This window comes from Pseudomonas endophytica, from assembly GCF_001411475.1.
GTDB lineage: Bacteria > Pseudomonadota > Gammaproteobacteria > Pseudomonadales > Pseudomonadaceae > Aquipseudomonas > Aquipseudomonas endophytica.
Genome location: NZ_LLWH01000079.1, coordinates 1 through 17,685 on the forward strand (window position 1 = coordinate 1; position 17,685 = coordinate 17,685).

Annotated in this window: 21 protein-coding genes and 1 tRNA gene; 11 read left to right on the forward strand and 11 right to left on the reverse strand. The window is 52.7% G+C overall.

Annotation, left to right across the window (positions count from 1 at the left end):
* Positions 1 to 104: 104 nt before the first annotated feature.
* The 9 genes from AQS70_RS06845 to thrS all read right to left on the reverse strand — a co-directional run bounded on the left by AQS70_RS06845 (position 105) and on the right by thrS (position 7,558).
* Positions 105 to 181, reverse strand: a tRNA-Pro gene (locus AQS70_RS06845).
* Between the two features lie 89 nt (positions 182 to 270).
* Positions 271 to 627: a MerR family transcriptional regulator gene (locus AQS70_RS06850; protein WP_019829202.1), complete on the reverse strand. Its 357-nt coding sequence runs from the start codon at positions 625 to 627 to the stop codon at positions 271 to 273.
* Positions 608 to 910 carry an integration host factor subunit alpha gene (gene ihfA / locus AQS70_RS06855; protein WP_002553164.1) on the reverse strand — a complete coding sequence of 101 codons (303 nt, stop codon included), beginning with the start codon at positions 908 to 910 and terminating at the stop codon, positions 608 to 610. The genes AQS70_RS06850 and ihfA overlap by 20 nt, the downstream gene beginning before the upstream one ends.
* Positions 911 to 913: 3 nt before the next feature.
* Positions 914 to 3,292 (reverse strand): phenylalanine--tRNA ligase subunit beta, encoded by a 2,379-nt coding sequence (pheT, locus tag AQS70_RS06860; protein WP_055102132.1) that lies wholly within the window; start codon positions 3,290 to 3,292, stop codon positions 914 to 916.
* Positions 3,293 to 3,318: 26 nt separating this feature from the next.
* Positions 3,319 to 4,335: a phenylalanine--tRNA ligase subunit alpha gene (gene pheS / locus AQS70_RS06865; protein ID WP_048369332.1), complete on the reverse strand. Its 1,017-nt coding sequence runs from the start codon at positions 4,333 to 4,335 to the stop codon at positions 3,319 to 3,321.
* A 108-nt stretch (positions 4,336 to 4,443) separates the two neighbouring features.
* Entirely contained in the window at positions 4,444 to 4,800 is a 357-nt protein-coding gene (gene rplT, locus AQS70_RS06870; protein WP_048369333.1) for a 50S ribosomal protein L20, read from the reverse strand.
* A 29-nt stretch (positions 4,801 to 4,829) separates the two neighbouring features.
* Positions 4,830 to 5,024: a 50S ribosomal protein L35 gene (gene rpmI / locus AQS70_RS06875; protein WP_002553160.1), complete on the reverse strand. Its 195-nt coding sequence runs from the start codon at positions 5,022 to 5,024 to the stop codon at positions 4,830 to 4,832.
* A 60-nt stretch (positions 5,025 to 5,084) separates the two neighbouring features.
* Positions 5,085 to 5,636 (reverse strand): translation initiation factor IF-3, encoded by a 552-nt coding sequence (gene infC, locus AQS70_RS06880; protein ID WP_187331786.1) that lies wholly within the window; start codon positions 5,634 to 5,636, stop codon positions 5,085 to 5,087.
* Positions 5,636 to 7,558, reverse strand: coding sequence for a threonine--tRNA ligase (thrS, locus tag AQS70_RS06885; RefSeq protein WP_055102134.1), 1,923 nt, complete (start codon positions 7,556 to 7,558; stop codon positions 5,636 to 5,638). The genes infC and thrS overlap by 1 nt, the downstream gene beginning before the upstream one ends.
* 356 nt (positions 7,559 to 7,914) lie before the next feature.
* On the opposite strand from thrS, the gene AQS70_RS06890 reads away from it, so the two are divergent.
* Positions 7,915 to 8,226 carry a hypothetical protein gene (locus AQS70_RS06890; protein WP_055102135.1) on the forward strand — a complete coding sequence of 104 codons (312 nt, stop codon included), beginning with the start codon at positions 7,915 to 7,917 and terminating at the stop codon, positions 8,224 to 8,226.
* Between the two features lie 280 nt (positions 8,227 to 8,506).
* The gene (locus AQS70_RS06895; protein ID WP_003179963.1) at positions 8,507 to 8,719 is read left to right on the forward strand and encodes a cold-shock protein; all 213 of its coding nucleotides are present in this window, start codon (positions 8,507 to 8,509) and stop codon (positions 8,717 to 8,719) included.
* A 70-nt stretch (positions 8,720 to 8,789) separates the two neighbouring features.
* On the opposite strand, the gene AQS70_RS06900 is transcribed toward AQS70_RS06895, so the two are convergent.
* Positions 8,790 to 9,101, reverse strand: a complete 312-nt coding sequence (locus AQS70_RS06900; RefSeq protein ID WP_055102136.1) for an I78 family peptidase inhibitor — start codon at positions 9,099 to 9,101, stop codon at positions 8,790 to 8,792.
* A gap of 164 nt (positions 9,102 to 9,265) precedes the next feature.
* Positions 9,266 to 9,571 (reverse strand): hypothetical protein, encoded by a 306-nt coding sequence (locus AQS70_RS06905; protein WP_055102137.1) that lies wholly within the window; start codon positions 9,569 to 9,571, stop codon positions 9,266 to 9,268.
* A gap of 145 nt (positions 9,572 to 9,716) precedes the next feature.
* Here AQS70_RS06905 and AQS70_RS06910 point away from each other — a divergent pair, with 145 nt between their 5' ends.
* The 9 genes from AQS70_RS06910 (at position 9,717) to AQS70_RS06950 (ending at position 17,559) form a co-directional block, all read left to right on the forward strand.
* Positions 9,717 to 9,911, forward strand: a complete 195-nt coding sequence (locus AQS70_RS06910) for a hypothetical protein (RefSeq protein WP_055102138.1) — start codon at positions 9,717 to 9,719, stop codon at positions 9,909 to 9,911.
* Positions 9,912 to 10,340: 429 nt separating this feature from the next.
* The gene (locus AQS70_RS06915) at positions 10,341 to 11,438 is read left to right on the forward strand and encodes an asparaginase (RefSeq protein WP_055102139.1); all 1,098 of its coding nucleotides are present in this window, start codon (positions 10,341 to 10,343) and stop codon (positions 11,436 to 11,438) included.
* A 204-nt stretch (positions 11,439 to 11,642) separates the two neighbouring features.
* Positions 11,643 to 11,894 carry a DUF1654 domain-containing protein gene (locus AQS70_RS06920; protein WP_055102140.1) on the forward strand — a complete coding sequence of 84 codons (252 nt, stop codon included), beginning with the start codon at positions 11,643 to 11,645 and terminating at the stop codon, positions 11,892 to 11,894.
* A 4-nt stretch (positions 11,895 to 11,898) separates the two neighbouring features.
* Positions 11,899 to 12,591 (forward strand): endonuclease, encoded by a 693-nt coding sequence (locus AQS70_RS06925; RefSeq protein ID WP_055102141.1) that lies wholly within the window; start codon positions 11,899 to 11,901, stop codon positions 12,589 to 12,591.
* Positions 12,592 to 12,778: 187 nt separating this feature from the next.
* Positions 12,779 to 13,225, forward strand: a complete 447-nt coding sequence (locus AQS70_RS06930; protein ID WP_055102142.1) for an NUDIX hydrolase — start codon at positions 12,779 to 12,781, stop codon at positions 13,223 to 13,225.
* Between the two features lie 144 nt (positions 13,226 to 13,369).
* Positions 13,370 to 14,092 carry a GntR family transcriptional regulator gene (locus AQS70_RS06935; protein WP_055102143.1) on the forward strand — a complete coding sequence of 241 codons (723 nt, stop codon included), beginning with the start codon at positions 13,370 to 13,372 and terminating at the stop codon, positions 14,090 to 14,092.
* Positions 14,079 to 15,083 (forward strand): ADP-ribosylglycohydrolase family protein, encoded by a 1,005-nt coding sequence (locus AQS70_RS06940; protein WP_055102144.1) that lies wholly within the window; start codon positions 14,079 to 14,081, stop codon positions 15,081 to 15,083. Before AQS70_RS06935 ends, AQS70_RS06940 begins: the two co-directional genes overlap by 14 nt.
* A 93-nt stretch (positions 15,084 to 15,176) precedes the next feature.
* Positions 15,177 to 16,640, forward strand: a complete 1,464-nt coding sequence (locus AQS70_RS06945) for a purine-cytosine permease family protein (protein WP_055102145.1) — start codon at positions 15,177 to 15,179, stop codon at positions 16,638 to 16,640.
* Positions 16,633 to 17,559 (forward strand): PfkB family carbohydrate kinase, encoded by a 927-nt coding sequence (locus AQS70_RS06950; RefSeq protein ID WP_055102146.1) that lies wholly within the window; start codon positions 16,633 to 16,635, stop codon positions 17,557 to 17,559. The genes AQS70_RS06945 and AQS70_RS06950 overlap by 8 nt, the downstream gene beginning before the upstream one ends.
* Positions 17,560 to 17,685 lie beyond the last annotated feature (126 nt).

Below are 17,685 nucleotides of genomic sequence, written 5' to 3' on the forward strand. Positions count from 1 at the left end.
GGGAAAATACCGGTGAGTTTGGCGCGCATTTTGCGCCAGTTTTGCGCAAGGCAGAAACGGGAAAGGGAATCAAAGGTCTAAACCCTTGATTCCCTTACAGAATATGGTCGGGACGGAGTGATTCGAACACTCGACCCCTAGCACCCCATGCTAGTGCGCTACCGGACTGCGCTACGCCCCGACTAGGCGTTACATTTATGTTGCGTCTTGCTAGAACGACGAGAAATATACCTTAAGCTTTTGAAATACGGAAGTATTTTAAAAGCTGGTTTATTTGCGAAGCACAAGCAAAACATCCTCCAACTCGGAGATCGTTTGGCGGATCAGTTGTTTGTATTGCGTGGTGTCATCTTTGGCTTCATCACCCGAAAGTCTCAGGCGAGCACCACCGATAGTGAAACCTTGATCGTAAAGTAGAGCACGTATCTGCCGGATCATCAGCACATCTTGTCGCTGATAATACCGGCGGTTTCCGCGACGCTTCACGGGGTTGAGTTGAGGAAACTCTTGCTCCCAATAGCGCAGCACGTGCGGCTTTACCGCACAGAGCTCGCTAACTTCGCCAATGGCGAAGTAGCGTTTACCTGGGATCGGCGGGAGCTCGTCGTTATGACTTGGTTCCAGCATAGGCCTCTACTCGGGCTTTCAACTTCTGCCCTGGACGAAAGGTGACCACACGGCGAGCCGTGATCGGGATTTCCTCTCCCGTTTTCGGATTGCGGCCAGGCCGCTGTCGCTTGTCACGCAAATCAAAGTTGCCAAAACCTGACAACTTGACCTGTTCATTGTCTTCAAGAGCGTGCCTGATTTCTTCGAAAAACAGCTCAACCAATTCTTTGGCTTCACGTTTATTCAGGCCCAGCTCTTCATAAAGACGTTCCGCCATTTCAGCTTTCGTCAGAGCCCCCATACGTCACTTCCTTAACGTGGCGTTCAACCTGTTTTCGAGCGAGGTGAGGATATTTTGTGTCGTGGTGTTCACCTCATCGTCATTAAGAGTGCGCGATGGATGCTGCCAGGTCAAGCCAACGGCAAGGCTTTTTCTATGCGGATCAATACCTTTACCCTGGTAAACGTCAAATAGCTTGAGGTCTGTCAACCATTCACCTGCATTTTCACGAATCACATTCAGCACATCGCTGGCTGCAACGTCACGATCGGCCAACAATGCCAAGTCACGACGTACTTCGGGGAATCGGGAGAGCTCGTGGAATTTCGGCATTTTACCTGAAGCTACTTCCGCCAGCACTAGTTCGAAAAGGAACACGGAACGGTCAAGACCCAGCGTTTTTGCGAGCTCAGGATGAATCGCACCTACGTACCCGACTTCACGCCCATCACGCTCTATACGAGCAGTCTGGCCTGGGTGCAGAGCAGGATGGCTACCCGCTACAAAGGTGAACGCGTCCAACGCACCGGCAAAACCCAGCACTGCTTCAACGTCAGCCTTGACATCAAAGAAGTCGACCATATCACGACCTTGTGCCCAACCTTCCGACAAGCGAGTCCCGCAAACAACGCCTGCGAGCATTGGCTCTTGCTTCAGCCCTTCCAGTTGACCAACAAAACGCAGACCGCTCTCGAAAAGACGAACGCGATCTTGTTGACGGTTGAGGTTATGCTGCAAAGACTTGACCAAACCCGGCCACAGGGAGGCGCGCATAGCTGCCATGTCATTGGAGATCGGATTGGCTAACAGCAGCGGCTCAACACCTGGGCTGAACAATGCAAACTGTTTAGGATCAATGAAACTGTAAGTAATTGCTTCTTGATAACCGCGAGCAACCAACAGACGACGCAACTCAGGCAGTTCGCTGCGAGCTTCAGCTTTTGCTTGTGGTGCAAGACGCGCTTGTGGGTAACGAACCGGCAAACGGTTGTAGCCATAAAGACGAGCCAACTCCTCGATTAGATCAACCTCAAGGCTGATATCAAAACGATGACTTGGTACGTCCACTCGCCATTGCCCTGCCCCATCAGCAGAGATTGTCAGGCCCAAATCGCTGAGCAGACGCTCAACTTCAACCGGATCCATTTCCAGACCCAGCATCTGAGTGATACGTGCAGCGCGCAAAGTAATCGGTGCGATCGACGGCAGGTATTGCTCGTTAACGGTCTCTACGATTGGACCTGCTTCACCGCCAGTGATGTCAAGCAGTAAACCTGTGGCACGCTCCATGGCTTCGCGCGCCAGTTTCCAATCTACGCCACGTTCGTAACGATGCGACGCATCGGTATGCAAACCGTAAGAACGGGCTTTGCCTGCAACAGCAATCTGATCGAAGAATGCGCTTTCTAGGAAAACATCGCGAGTCGTAGCAGAAACGCCGCTATGTTCGCCGCCCATAACACCAGCGATTGCTAAAGCGCGCGCGTGGTCAGCAATCACCAACGTATCGCTTCGCAGAGAAACTTCCTGACCATCAAGCAATACCAGCTTCTCGCCTTCTTCAGCCAAACGCACGCGAATACCGCCATTGATCTCGGCGAGGTCAAATGCGTGCAACGGTTGACCCAACTCCAGCATCACGTAGTTCGTGATATCGACAGCAGCGTCGATGCTACGAACGTCTGCGCGGCGCAGGCGCTCAACCATCCATAACGGCGTAGGACGAGACAAATCGACGTTGCGGATGACACGACCCAGATAGCGCGGGCAAGCAGAGGGAGCCAGCACTTCAATCGAGCGAACTTCATCGTGTACCGCCGCAACAGCGGCCACCACAGGACGAGTCACTTCTACAGCGTACAGCGCGCCAACCTCACGGGCCAAGCCTGCCAAAGATAAGCAATCGCCACGGTTAGGCGTCAAATCGACTTCAATACTGGCGTCTTCTAGATTCAGATAAACGCGAAAGTCTTCACCAACCGGGGCATCAGCTGGCAATTCCATCAAGCCATCATTGCCTTCGCCAACCTGCAACTCGGCTTGCGAGCACAGCATGCCGTTGGACTCTACGCCACGCAGCTTGGCTTTCTTGATTTTGAAGTCACCCGGCAGTTCGGCACCGATCATGGCGAATGGAATTTTCAGGCCTGGGCGCACGTTTGGTGCACCGCAAACAACCTGAAACGTCTCAGCGCCATTGCTGACTTGGCACACGCGCAACTTATCGGCGTCGGGGTGCTGCTCAGTGCTGAGCACCTCACCCACGACAACACCTTTGAATACACCAGCGGCCGGCGTAACGCTATCGACCTCAAGGCCGGCCATCGACAAACGAGCAACCAACTCGTCGCGATCTACCTGCGGGCTAACCCAACCACGCAGCCATTGTTCACTGAATTTCATTCTGCTCTCCTAAGAATTCGTTACGACTAGCGAAATTGCGCGAGGAACCGCAAGTCGTTATCGAAGAACAGACGCAAGTCGTTCACGCCGTAACGCAGCATTGCCAGACGCTCAACGCCCATGCCGAATGCAAAACCCGAGAATTCTTCTGGGTCAATGCCAGACATGCGCAACACGTTTGGATGCACCATGCCGCAACCCATGACTTCAAGCCAGCCGGTCTGTTTGCAGACACGGCAACCCTTGCCGCTGCACATCACACATTCCATATCCACTTCAGCCGATGGCTCAGTGAACGGGAAGTACGACGGGCGGAAGCGCACGGCCAATTCTTTTTCGAAAAATACCCGCAGGAACTCTTCGATCGTCCCTTTCAGGTCGGCGAAGTTGATATCGCGATCAACCAGCAAGCCTTCAACCTGGTGGAACATCGGCGAGTGAGTAATATCGGAGTCGCTACGGTACACACGGCCTGGGCAGACGATGCGGATCGGCGGCTGCTGCGATTCCATGGTGCGCACCTGTACTGGGGAGGTGTGAGTGCGCAGCAGCATGTTCGCATTGAAATAGAAGGTGTCATGCATCGAACGGGCCGGGTGATGGCCTGGGATGTTGAGCGCCTCAAAGTTGTGATAGTCGTCTTCGACTTCTGGGCCTTCGGCAATGCCGTAGCCGATATGAGTGAAGAACTGTTCGATACGTTCCAGAGTCCGGGTCACCGGATGCAGACCGCCTGAGGTCTGACCACGTCCAGGCAGGGTCACATCAATAGACTCGGCAGACAGTTTGGCAGCCAATTCGGCCTCTTCAAACAGTGCCTTACGCGTATTGAGAACCTCTGTGACACGCTCCTTGGCAACGTTGATCAAAGCGCCCACCTGGGGACGCTCTTCTGCTGGCAAATTTCCCAGGGTCTTCATCACCTGAGTCAACTCGCCTTTCTTGCCAAGGTATTGAACCCGGATTTGCTCCAGGGCATTGATATCTTCAGCGCTTTGCACAGCCTCTAGTGCTTGAGAGACCAGCGCATCCAGGTTTTCCATGTACAGACTCCAGATACAAAATAGGGGAAGAGCTTGAAGGCTCTTCCCCTATTTAAGACGTTTAGCGCTTGGGCTCACAGCTGTGAGCCCAAGAACTGTCGGGGGTACTTAAGCCAAGGTGGCTTTAGCTTTCTCGACAATCGCAGCAAACGCCGCTTTTTCGTTCACTGCCAGATCAGACAGAACCTTACGGTCGATCTCGATGGAAGCTTTTTTCAGGCCAGCGATCAAACGGCTGTAAGACAGACCGTTGATACGAGCACCAGCGTTGATACGAGCGATCCACAGAGCGCGGAACTGACGTTTTTTCTGACGACGGTCACGGTAGGCGTATTGGCCTGCCTTGATTACCGCTTGCTTAGCAACACGGAATACGCGCGAACGTGCACCGTAGTAGCCTTTAGCAAGTTTCAGAATTTTTTTGTGACGTTTACGGGCAATGACGCCACGCTTTACACGAGCCATGAGTTACTTCCTCTATTCTTGATCCAAAATTAACGAAGGCGCAGCATGCGCTCGACTTTTGCCACGTCAGACGGATGCAGCAAGCTGCTACCGCGCAGTTGACGCTTACGCTTGGTCGACATTTTGGTCAGGATGTGGCTCTTGAAAGCGTGTTTGTGCTTGATACCGTTTGCAGTTTTCAGAAACCGCTTAGCAGCACCACTTTTAGTCTTCATCTTTGGCATGTTCGGATACTCCGCATTCAGTTGATAAACATAACCGCAAGGCCTGCCGTGCCCTGGTGGTTACTTCTTCTTTTTCGGGGCGATGACCATAATCAGTTGGCGTCCTTCCATCTTAGGATGCTGTTCGACGGTCCCGTATTCGACTAGGTCAGCTTCAACCCGCTTCAACAGTTCCATACCCAGCTCCTGGTGGGCCATCTCACGACCGCGGAATCTTAACGACACCTTGGCCCTGTCCCCATCACTCAGGAAACGTACCAGGTTGCGCAGTTTTACCTGGTAATCCCCTTCCTCCGTCCCTGGACGAAACTTGATTTCTTTTACTTGAATCTGCTTCTGGTTCTTCTTCGCTGCAGCAACCTGCTTCTTCTTCTCGAAGATCGACTTACCGTAGTCCATCACCCGGCAAACAGGCGGGACTGCGTCCGCTGAGATTTCTACCAGGTCCAATTTGGACTCTTCAGCGATACGAAGCGCTTCATCAATCGAGACGATGCCAATCTGCTCGCCGTCAGCGCCAATTAACCGAACCTCGCGTGCCGAGATATTCTCGTTGATCGGGGCTTTCGGTGCAGCTCGTTTATCTTGTCTCATTTCACGCTTAATAATAATTACTCCGAATCTGGGCGACCACGCCGGGAAACCGCTTGCGCGAGGAACTCAGCGAACTGGGCGACGGGCATCGAGCCCAGGTCAGCACCTTCACGAGTACGCACAGCGACAGTCTGCATCTCGACTTCCCGATCTCCGATAACCAAGAGATAAGGAACCTTGAGCAAAGTATGCTCGCGGATTTTAAAGCCGATCTTTTCATTTCTCAAGTCAGACTTGGCACGAAAACCGCTCTGATTGAGAGTTTTTTCAACTTCAGCGGCAAAATCTGCCTGTTTATCAGTGATATTCATGATCACTGCCTGAGTTGGCGCCAGCCACGCAGGGAACGCACCTTCGTAATGCTCGATTAAGATACCGACAAAACGTTCGAACGACCCTAGGATCGCACGGTGCAGCATAACCGGGTGCTTTCGGCTGTTGTCTTCGGAGACATATTCAGCGCCAAGGCGGATCGGCAGGTTAAAATCGAGCTGTAAGGTACCACACTGCCAGACACGACCGAGACAATCTTTTAGCGAGAACTCGATCTTCGGCCCGTAAAAGGCGCCCTCACCCGGCTGGAGGTCATAAGCCAGACCAGCACTATCGAGCGCAGCAGCTAGCGCACTTTCCGCACGGTCCCACAACTCGTCAGACCCTACGCGCTTCTCAGGGCGGGTCGACAACTTGAGCTCGATGTCTTTAAACCCGAAGTCTGCATACACATCCAAAGTCAGCTTGATGAAAGCCGCTGACTCGGCCTGCATCTGCTCTTCTGTGCAGAAAATATGAGCATCATCTTGAGTAAAAGCACGCACGCGCATAATGCCGTGCAAAGCACCCGACGGCTCGTTACGGTGGCAAGCACCGAACTCAGCCAGACGCATCGGCAGCTCACGATAGCTTTTAAGACCTTGATTGAACACTTGCACGTGGCAAGGGCAGTTCATCGGTTTAATGGCGTAGTCGCGATTTTCCGACTCGGTCGTGAACATGTTTTCTGCGTAGTTAGCCCAGTGACCAGACTTTTCCCACAGACTGCGATCCACAACCTGAGGTGTCTTGATCTCTAGATAACCATTATCACGCTGCACTTTGCGCATGTATTGCTCAAGTACTTGATACAGCGTCCAGCCATTTGGGTGCCAAAACACCATGCCCGGAGCTTCTTCTTGAGTATGAAAAAGCCCCAAGCGCTTACCGATTTTACGGTGATCGCGCTTTTCCGCCTCTTCAATACGCAGAACGTATGCTGCCAACTGCTTTTTATCGGCCCAAGCAGTGCCGTATATACGCTGCAACTGCTCATTTTTGGCGTCGCCGCGCCAATAAGCGCCTGACAGTTTGGTCAACTTGAATGATTTCAGAAAACGAGTATTCGGGACATGAGGCCCGCGACACATGTCTACGTACTCTTCATGAAAGTACAAGCCCATGGCCTGCTCATCAGGCATGTCTTCGATCAGTCGCAGCTTGTAATCTTCGCCGCGCTCAGCAAACAGCTCGATTACTTCAGCTCGCGGAGTCACTTTTTTGATGACGTCGTAATCTTTTTCGATCAGCTGTTGCATGCGCTGTTCGATAGCACCCATGTCATCCGGAGTAAACGGACGCTCATAAGCGATATCGTAGTAAAAACCTTCGTCAATAACAGGACCGATAACCATTTTGGCGGTCGGGTACAACTGCTTAACGGCGTGACCGACCAAGTGGGCACAAGAGTGACGAATAATCTCCAGCCCCTCTTCATCCTTGGGCGTAATGATTTGCAAGGTGGAGTCATGCTCGATCAGATCACAGGCATCAACCAGCATGCCGTTGACCTTGCCAGCAACAGTGGCCTTAGCCAAACCTGCGCCAATTGAAGCGGCCACATCGGCAACTGAGACCGAGTGATCGAATGAACGTTGACTGCCATCGGGAAGAGTAATAGTTGGCATGGCGCCTCCTCTCCTAGTGGTGACCCCTACCAAAGGTCACGTGGGTTGGGATGAGCCAGTACGCGATTCGGTGGTATGCCTGCCTCACAGTGGCAGGAGCCTAAAGGCCAACCGTAAACCGAACCAGAGTGACTGGAATTCAAATCAAAAGTGTATGGCGCTGCCAAGCAACTCCTAGAGCGCTATTACAGAAAACCGCCAAGCGGAGCATGCTAACACAGATGCTTGAACCTCGCCCCCCTCCTCGTTTTGCGCGCAATAAGCCCACGGATTTTGCTAATGGATGAACTTGAGCTTAATTAATGCCTCAGATAATGGGACATCATTTCGGATTCAACGATTACAAGGAGAATCACATGCGCATGACTCAACTATTAGCTCTCGCCGCACCACTGGCACTGTTGCTACCACTGAGTGCTCAGGCAGCTTGGCCTAAAGATCTGAAAGCTCAATACACAGCCCAGTGTGTGCCCGCAGCCGCAAAAACCATCGGTGAAGATGCAGCTAAGGCGCACTGCGAATGTGGCGCCGATAAAATTGAAAAGAACTTCACCACGGCTCAAATCAAAGAATTGATGAGCCCCGAAGGCGCGAAGAACCCTCAGCTCCAACAGGAAGCTCTGAATGCAATTGCGCAATGCAAAGCAAGTCCTCAACCCAAGAAATAGTGTTTAACGAAGAACCAAACAAGGCAAAAACGGCCAAAATGCATTCTTGAGCTAAAAAACATGGCTCATTAACGGCTTTTTTTTAAGACCGTTTTTGCCCTGAAAGCCCCATAAAACGGGGCCCAACGCCTTTTTAAACCTCAGACAAAAGCTAACAATGCTGCAAACTACGGCTCAGGGGGGGTTCCAAACCGCACATTTCGACTATGATAGCCAAGTGTGCCCAGTTGGCCTGAGCAACACAGTACTACTGAAAATATAAGTTTCTTGGAGATACACCATGTCTAATCGCCAAACCGGCACCGTAAAATGGTTCAACGATGAAAAAGGCTTCGGCTTCATCACTCCTCAAGGTGGCGGTGACGACCTGTTCGTACACTTCAAAGCTATCGAAAGCGACGGTTTCAAAAGCCTGAAAGAAGGCCAAACTGTTTCCTTCGTGGCTGAGAAAGGCCAAAAGGGTATGCAAGCTGCACAAGTTCGTCCGGAGTAAGTCTCCCGCGAACAAAAAAACCCCGTCCACGTGACGGGGTTTTTTATGCGTGCACATTTGCTAAAAGTTGTTAACCACAGTTAACACGCGTGATGACCGCATTATCATCGGCATTGAGATTTAGTCGATCAGAACGATACTCAAGGGTAATCATGTCGTGCGGAGACAAGATTCGCGCAGTCTGTGCGCCAGCCTTAACGCGGGCTTGCTCCAACAGACTGGAAGAGGCTTTCTGGCCAATCACAAAGTCGGCAGCTTTGGCATCACAACGAGTTGGCACAGCCTGAGCTGTTGGCTCGTTCACAATTTCTTGCGTATTGCTGCATCCTGACAGCGCTACAACCGCCAACAATGAACCCAATGACGCTAGCTTCCAAGACATGAAGCCTCCTTAAGATTAATAGTCGGAACCTTTGCGACAGCTTTTTCGCACAGAGGTTGCATGTGGCCTGAAAGCAATATCAGCTCAGACCTAAGGGCTTCAGATTCTGCCCGACCAGATTGAGGCTGCCCCATATCTAATCGTGACGAAATATGTACAAGCCATTAATAGACATCAATATAGTCATAAGGTGGATTAGGCCAGTTTTCTTTCAAAGCATTGAAAACCTGCATCACCCACACTTCATCGCTGGCCGCTATTTTTCCGACATACCCAGAACCTGCCGCCCACGTCTCAAGCCTGAAAAGCACCCCATCAATATCGACCCCACCGATTACACCTGACGAAATGTACGCGATACCCGCTTTCGTCACCCGCAATTGGGTGTGCACATCATCACTGGCCGAAGCCAATAATTGACGCACCGCAGCTAGAGTAAAACTATCGGGGCAGCCCAAATCAATTTGCATGCGACCTCCTTTGCGAAAAGTACAAGTGTGTCACGCAGCAGCAGTACACTGCGGCGCGTAATGACGTGAATAATTTCACTCTCTTGATCGCCTTAAGATGACATTTTGCTAAAATCGCGTTTTCGCCCCTCCTCACGAGATACCCATGACAACAGTTTCCATCGTTGCAGACATCAAAGCCAAATGGGTTCAAGGTCAATGCTCCTACAGCCCTGGCAGCCCAGAAGAACTGGCTATCATCGGCATTGATCTTTTAGTCAAAGAGCTCGGCACAGAGGCTGCAAAAGCCTTCGTTAGCCAGATTTTCGAAAAGTACAAACCTGCTGACCTGCTCAAATAAGCCTGAACATAGCCTCGCGTCACAGGTCATCCTCCAAGGTAAGCCTTAGCTCTGAGCGATTACCTTCTTGTGCGCACCCATCCGGCAATAATTGCCATTACACTTTTTGGTGGTGATAGACAATCACTGCGCAAAGTACCCTCACAGCAGCGCGTTTGGAGCTGCTTCAGATTGGGCACCGCCACAAAGTTTGGCAAACAACGAAATAGTCGAATCCCCGAACAAAAAACACTTCCAACGTTCGGAAACCCGTCCCCGCCTTAAAAAAATTCGAAAAAAAATAAAATTTCTCCTTACAAAACAATAATTTAAAACAAATACAAATTGTTACCCGCGCTGGCATGGAGTGTGCTGGTACACGATCAGCACAGGCTTCTTAAACGCCATGCGCTGCGCCATTCTGCGCGCTCACTAATAAGAGAAAAAACAATGAAAACAGCAGTATTGAAAACTATTATTCCTGGCGCTTTGGCTATTCTCCTGACCCTCCCCACGGTGCAAGCACAAGAAGCTGCTCCTAAGGCCGAAGCAGCTGCTAAACCTAATGTCGTTATTCTCGCTACAGGTGGCACCATCGCAGGCGCGGGCGCTAGCGCTGCCAACAGCGCCACTTACACCGCCGCTAAAGTAGGCATTGACCAACTGATCGCCGGCGTTCCAGAGCTGAGCCAGTTGGCAAATGTGCGTGGCGAACAGGTCATGCAAATTGCGTCTGAAAGCATTACTAATGACAACTTGCTGCAATTAGGGCGCCGCGTCGCCGAATTGGCTGACAGCAAGGATGTAGATGGGATTGTTATCACCCACGGCACCGACACCCTAGAAGAAACCGCTTACTTCCTCAACTTGGTCGAAAAAACCGATAAGCCCATCATCGTGGTCGGTTCTATGCGCCCAGGTACTGCAATGTCAGCTGATGGCATGCTCAACCTGTACAACGCTGTAGCCGTTGCCGGTAGCAAAGACGCTCGTGGCAAAGGGGTACTGGTGACCATGAACGATGAAATCCAATCGGGTCGTGATGTCAGCAAAATGATGAACATCAAAACCGAAGCTTTCAAAAGCCCTTGGGGCCCACTGGGCATGGTTGTTGAAGGCAACTCCTACTGGTTCCGCTTGCCAGCCAAGCGTCACACCATGGACTCTGAATTCGACATCAAAGACATCAAATCTCTACCAAACGTCGGCATCGCCTACTCCTATGGCAACGTTGACGACACCGCTTATAAAGCACTGGCAAAAGACGGCGCCAAAGCCATCATTCACGTTGGTACAGGCAACGGCTCGGTATCGTCTCGCGTTGTTCCAGCCCTGCAAGAACTGCGCAAAGATGGCGTGCAGATCATTCGTTCTTCCCACGTAAACAACGGCGGGTTCGTACTGCGCAACGCAGAGCAACCTGACGACAAAAACGATTGGATTGTCGCGCACGACCTCAACCCACAAAAAGCCCGCATCCTGGCCATGGTCGGCCTGACCAAAACCCAAGACAGCAAAGAGCTGCAACGGATGTTCTGGGAATACTAAAACTTGCGCGCCAAACGCCGCCCGGCGTTTGGCACTCCACCACTCATTTGCCCGAATGAGTGGTTTATTGACGTTATCCCCCCCTTGTTTTTGCACTTAATCGAAAAAAAGCAGTCCGATCCCCGCAGCGTGAGATATCCAATAGTTGCCAAATCTCTCGCAGTTAAATACTGTATGCGCATACAGCTAACCAAGGACTGCATCATGGCTAAAAAAGCAGCGAAAGAGCCTACCCCACCAACTCCGTACGAAGTTTTCGGTATGCGCATCCAAAAAATCATCAGCTCGCCTAAAGCCCAAAAAGACAGAATGGCGGTGCTTGAACGGCAAGCAGGTGACAACCCGGAGTTCTGGGAACGCTTGCTGGAAGAAATCTCCGAAAACGATAACGTCACCATCGCTCATCGCGATTGCGGCGGCGTCAATGTTTTCTGGACCGTACAAGAGGAAGACTGAGTCAATGAGGGTTCGTTTACTGGTTTCTGCCAGCCTCTTTTTTACTGCTATAAGCGTACAAGCCGCAGCCCCGCAAACATTTAACGAAGCTAAAAAAGTCGCTTGGAAACTTTATGCACCGCAATCCACAGAATTTTATTGTGGCTGCAAATACACGGGTAACCGCGTTGACCTCAAAGGCTGCGGCTACATTCCACGCAAAAATGCCAACCGTGCGGCGCGCATTGAATGGGAGCACATTGTCCCTGCCTGGCAAATTGGCCACCAACGCCAATGCTGGCAGAACGGCGGACGAAAAAACTGCACACGTCATGATCCCGTTTATAAAGTGGCAGAAGCGGATTTGCATAATCTGGTGCCTAGCATTGGCGAGGTGAACGGGGACCGGAACAATTTCAGTTTTGGTTGGTTGCCCGCTCAGCCCGGTCAATACGGGTCTTGCTTAACGCAAGTCGATTTCAAAGCCAAAAAGGTCATGCCCCGCCCATCCATACGCGGCATGATCGCGCGTACTTATTTCTACATGAGCAAACATTACAACTTGCGTCTTTCCAAGCAAGATCGTCAGTTGTACGAAGCTTGGAACAAGACTTATCCGGTCCAAACTTGGGAGCGCCAACGCAACCAGGCCGTCGCCTGTGTAATGGGCCGTGGTAACGAGTTCGTAGGCCAGGTCAACCTCAAGGCTTGCAGCTAGACAAACGCCACTGCATGCCCTTCACCTATTGCTGGGCATGCCGTGTTGTAGACAGAAGGCGTGGGGGTCACGTCATTAGACACCGTCATATCTGTCAACAGTCATACCACACGACGCCGTCTCCCTTGAGCCTGCTAGCATAATCTACACCCTCCTACTTCCCGTGAAGGCCCCAGTGAGAACAATGATGCGCCAACGCCCTTCGTCTCGATTACTCGTCATAAGCCCTGAACATCGCGTGCTCCTATTCCGTTTTACCCATAAGACTGGCGCACTTAAAGGTCAGGAATATTGGGCCACACCAGGCGGCGGGCTAGAGCCGGGGGAAACTTTCGAACAGGCCGCCATTCGTGAGCTTTATGAGGAGGTCGGGGTAGTAGTTGACGATGTAGGCTCAGAGCTAGCGCAACGATCGTTTGAGATGCAATTGCCAGACGGCGAATGGGTGGTGGCCGATGAGCGATTTTTTTTAGTCCGCGTCAAAAACGAACAAATTACCGACGCTGGCTGGACGGATCAAGAACGCCAAGTCATGAGCCAACACCGCTGGTGGTCGCGCGATGCGCTACAGCACACGAAGGCTATTATTTTTCCAGAGGACCTACTGTCGATACTGGGCTTAAATCTGCGCTAAACCCTTAATTAGGGCCGCGTCATGGCGTGACAGAAATCCGACTCTCAGGCTCAAGATACCTGCCCCCTAAAACTGCCAGCCATCCGAACAATAGATGGAACTAATTTATTGCCGAACTGTATTGCCTGAGCTATTACTCTCAGCATGATAAAACAAGCTCGATTCTCCAAAAAACAACAGGTTGTCAATGAGCTCGTCCGCCAGATCGAAAGCGGGCTCATGGAAGACGGTTATGTCTTGCCGGGTGAACAACAACTCGCCCTAGAACTGGGTGTCAGTCGCGGCACATTGCACAAAGCGTTGATGGAGCTGGAGCGGCGCAAATACATCGCCCGATGCACTGCTGGAGGCTCGGTTGTGACATTTGACGGCATACCTCTCGACCAGAAGCACGGCTGGGCCCAGGCCTTAGCCAGTACTGGTGCACGCATTCATACCGAGCAGCTTGCACTTCAAGCCATTGAACGGCCGGACTTAACCCTTCAGTTCGGCATGAGCCAGTTCATCATGCTTGCCCGGCGTCGCCGCCGCAGTGACGGCACGGCAATATCGCTGGAGCGCTCATTTATTCCCGCTATCGGTGGGCTTGAGGGGTTACCTGGGGTCGGCATGATTGATGACTCACTCACCATCACCTTGGCCGCCTACGGCTTCATTGGCGATCACGGCGACCAATGGTTAGGGGCAGAGCCATTAAATGAAGACGATGCCTACTTGCTCGGGCGTCCAGTAGGGACGGTTTTTCTCAAAACATTACGCACTACCTTTGACCGACACGGACGGTTGATGGAGCATGTCGAAAGCTGGCTAGACCCCACACACTTTCGCATGCACCACTCATTTGGGGCTCCTCATGAAGTCGAATGATCGTGCGCTTGGCGCATTCTATGGCCTGGCACTGGGTGATGCTTTGGGCATGCCAACCCAGTCATTTAGCCGAGCACAAATAATCATCCGCTTTGGTCAAATCACTGAGCTCTTAGACGCCCCCGCCGACCAACCGATCGCCCCCAATATGCCCAAGGGCTCAATTACTGACGACACCGAGCAAGCCATCCTTGTTGCCCAGTTGCTAATAGACAGCAATGGCAGCATCACGCCTACCGACCTTGCACAACGCCTTATCGCCTGGGAGGCGCAGATGCAGGCTAAGGGTTCGCAAGATCTTCTAGGGCCTTCCACGAAGCGAGCTGTCGACATGATTCTTGCAGGCCACAGCCCCGAAGAGTCTGGTCGCTATGGCACTACCAATGGCGCGGCGATGCGCATTACGCCAGTTGGTATAGCCGCCGATATCAACCAGCCCGATCAGTTCATCAAGGCCGTGGTGCAAGCTTGCCAAGTCACTCACAACACCAGTTTGGGTATCGCCAGCGCAGCAGCCGTAGCTGCAGTGATTTCAAGTGGTATTAACGGCAAGAAACTTGAACATGCGCTGAATGCAGGCACTGAAATGGCCTACATCGCCGAACATCATGGCCATTGGGTTGCAGGTGGCCGAATAGGCCCGCGTATTCGCTGGGCGAGACATGCCAGCCATGAGTGCAACCCAGACAACCTCGGTGATTTGTTGTACGACGTAATAGGCACTTCGGTTGCGTCACAGGAATCCGTTGTCGCCGCCTTTGCCCTTGCGCAACGGGTTGCCAGCGGTAACCTCAGTAGTTTCAACGCTTTGTGCATCGCAGCCAGCATTGGCGGTGACACCGACACCATTGCCGGTATTCTCGGCGCAATGCTGGGAGCGTGCACAGGGCTGGAGCAGTGGCCACAGGCATTGATTCAGCAAGTCAGAGGCGTGAATAACCTGCAACTAGAACCCATGGTTGAACAGTTACTGAAGCTGCGTAACGCATAAAAACCGCGAAGGATCGCCCTGCGACCAGTGCCCACAAAGTGCAGCGAGTGATTGTGTCCTAACGGTTGTACTTACAGCATCAGGAGCCCCCTAATGAGCACCCCCAATACCGGACATAGCGCCGGGCAACTGGAAACCCGTGGCATCGAACCCGTTCCCGAAAACGAATGCCGTGGTAATCCATTACAGCTGTTCTGGGTGTGGTTTGCAGCCAACATCAGCATTCTCGGCTTACCGCTCGGTGCCACATTAGTGGCGTTTCATCAACTGGCTATTTGGCAAGTCATTATTGTTGCCCTAATCGGTGCCGCAGGCTCATTCGCCGTGGTCGGCATCATCTCTATCGCTGGGCGTAGAGGCCGTGCCCCCAGCCTTACATTGTCCCGTGCCGTTTTCGGCGTGCGCGGCAATATTGGACCTACGCTGGTTTCTTTGATGTCTCGCTTAGGCTGGGAAACCGTCAACACTACAACCGCAGCTTTTGTGCTGTTGGCGTTGTCCGCCATTGTGTTCGGCTCACCCACCGAAGCGAAACACGCGCCGCTGCTCACTCTGCTTTTTATCGCTATTTTTACCCTCCTAACCTTATCGGTTTCGGGCCTAGGCCATGCCACATTACTGCTCATTCAAAAGTGGGCAACTTATGTGTTTGGAGCGCTTAATTTACTGGTAGCTGGTTTTCTCTGCGCCACCATCGACTGGCAGCTCGTGTTCAATGTTCAATCGGCGCCGCTCAGTGCGGTGATTATCGGTATCGGGATTATGGCTGCTGGCACCGGTATTGGTTGGGCCAATGCCGGTGCTGATATGTCGCGCTATCAGCACCGCAGCGTAAGCGCCAAGCAGTTGGTGGCATCTGCAGCGTGCGGCGCAGGCATTCCATTGGTGCTGCTAATAACCTTGGGCGGCTTACTGTCAGTGGGTAACCACGACCTTGCTTCGGCCACCGACCCCATCGCCGCCATACGCAACATGTTGCCCGCTTGGATGGCCGTGCCCTACCTGCTGAGCGCGTTTGGCGGCTTGCTGCTGTCCAATCACCTGTCCGTTTACTCGGCAGGGCTTACGACATTAACGCTTGGGATCAACATAAAGCGGGTACAGGCTGTCGTTGTCGACATTGTCGCGATATTTGCAGGCTCGACTTACTTCATGCTGTATGCCGATAGCTTTTACGCCCCGTTCATCACCTTCATTTCTCTGACGGCCATTCCGATAACCGCGTGGGTCGCCATCTTTGTCGTCGACTTGATACATCGCCACTATTACAGCCCCACCGATCTAATGAACATCAGCCGCAGCAGCTGCTACTGGTACACAGGCGGTATTGAGTGGCGGGCACTAGGTTGCTGGGCGCTGGCGCTGGTTCTGGGTTTTTGCTTTACCCAAGTCGGCAGTTCAGACACCACTTGGTTCGTTGGACCGCTGGCAGATTCTTGGTTGGGTCATAACGGTCTTGGCTGGGTTGTGACCTTCGTCGTAGCCGGTGGCTTATATGCCCTGCTGGGCGGTGCAAAAGACCGTCGGCCAGGCATCTCGGGGTCTACCCATGTCTAGATTGCTGCACACGGGCCAAGTCATCATCGACTTGGTCATGCGCATAGACGCCCTACCCGGCTCGGGCGCAGATGCGCTGGCCAAAAGCGCCTCCTTTCACGCCGGTGGCGGATTCAATGTCATGGCGGCCGCACAGCGTAACGGCCTACAGACCCTTTACGTGGGGCGACATGGGCAAGGCCAGTTCGGCGACATTGCACGCTTGGCCATGCAGGACGCTGGAATTGAGATCATCCAGCCGATTGACCCGTATAAGGACACCGGGCTCTGCGTCGCACTGACGGAGGCCAACGCCGAGCGCACGTTTATTTCTTACATCGGCGCCGAAGGGGTTCTGTCCACTGAAGACCTCGCAGCGGTTCAGGTCGAGCCCGACGACTACGTGTACCTCAGTGGTTACAGCCTGTTGCAACCGGGCAAGGCAGAGTCCTTACTCAATTGGCTGCAGGCCCTCCCGAAAAAGGCACACATTACATTCGATCCGGGGCCGCTTGGACACACCATTGATCCTGTCTTGATTAAGGCTCTACTGCCGCGCCTGCACCTGTGGACCTGCAATCGTAGCGAGGCGCAGAGTTTCACTTCCTGCACAACGATGTCAGATGCCCTACTCGGCCTAAGGTCGCGCTTGCCCACCGACTGCTTGGTGGTGGTACGTGACGGCCCACTAGGCTGTTGGATCAGCGATGCTCAGGGTGCTCGGTTAGTTGGCGGATTCAAGGTCAACGCCGTTGACAGTAATGGCGCAGGGGATGCTCATACCGGGGTCATGATTGCAGCGCTGAGTTTAGGCCAGAGCGCGTCTAATGCCGCGACACGCGCTAATGCGGCTGCGGCTATCGCCGTGACGCGCTGGGGGCCAGCGACCTCACCAAACGCCGAAGAGATCGAGCGTTTTATCCAAAACGCCAACGGTTAAGCGTAAAGCTCCCCCAAACGTGCAGCTCGACTAAAGACTGTAGGAAAACAGACACATATCTGTCGGCAAAAGCTGGAAAATGCGCAGGCAGCTGTTTTAACCTTACACTTTGGCTCCCCCTTGCTA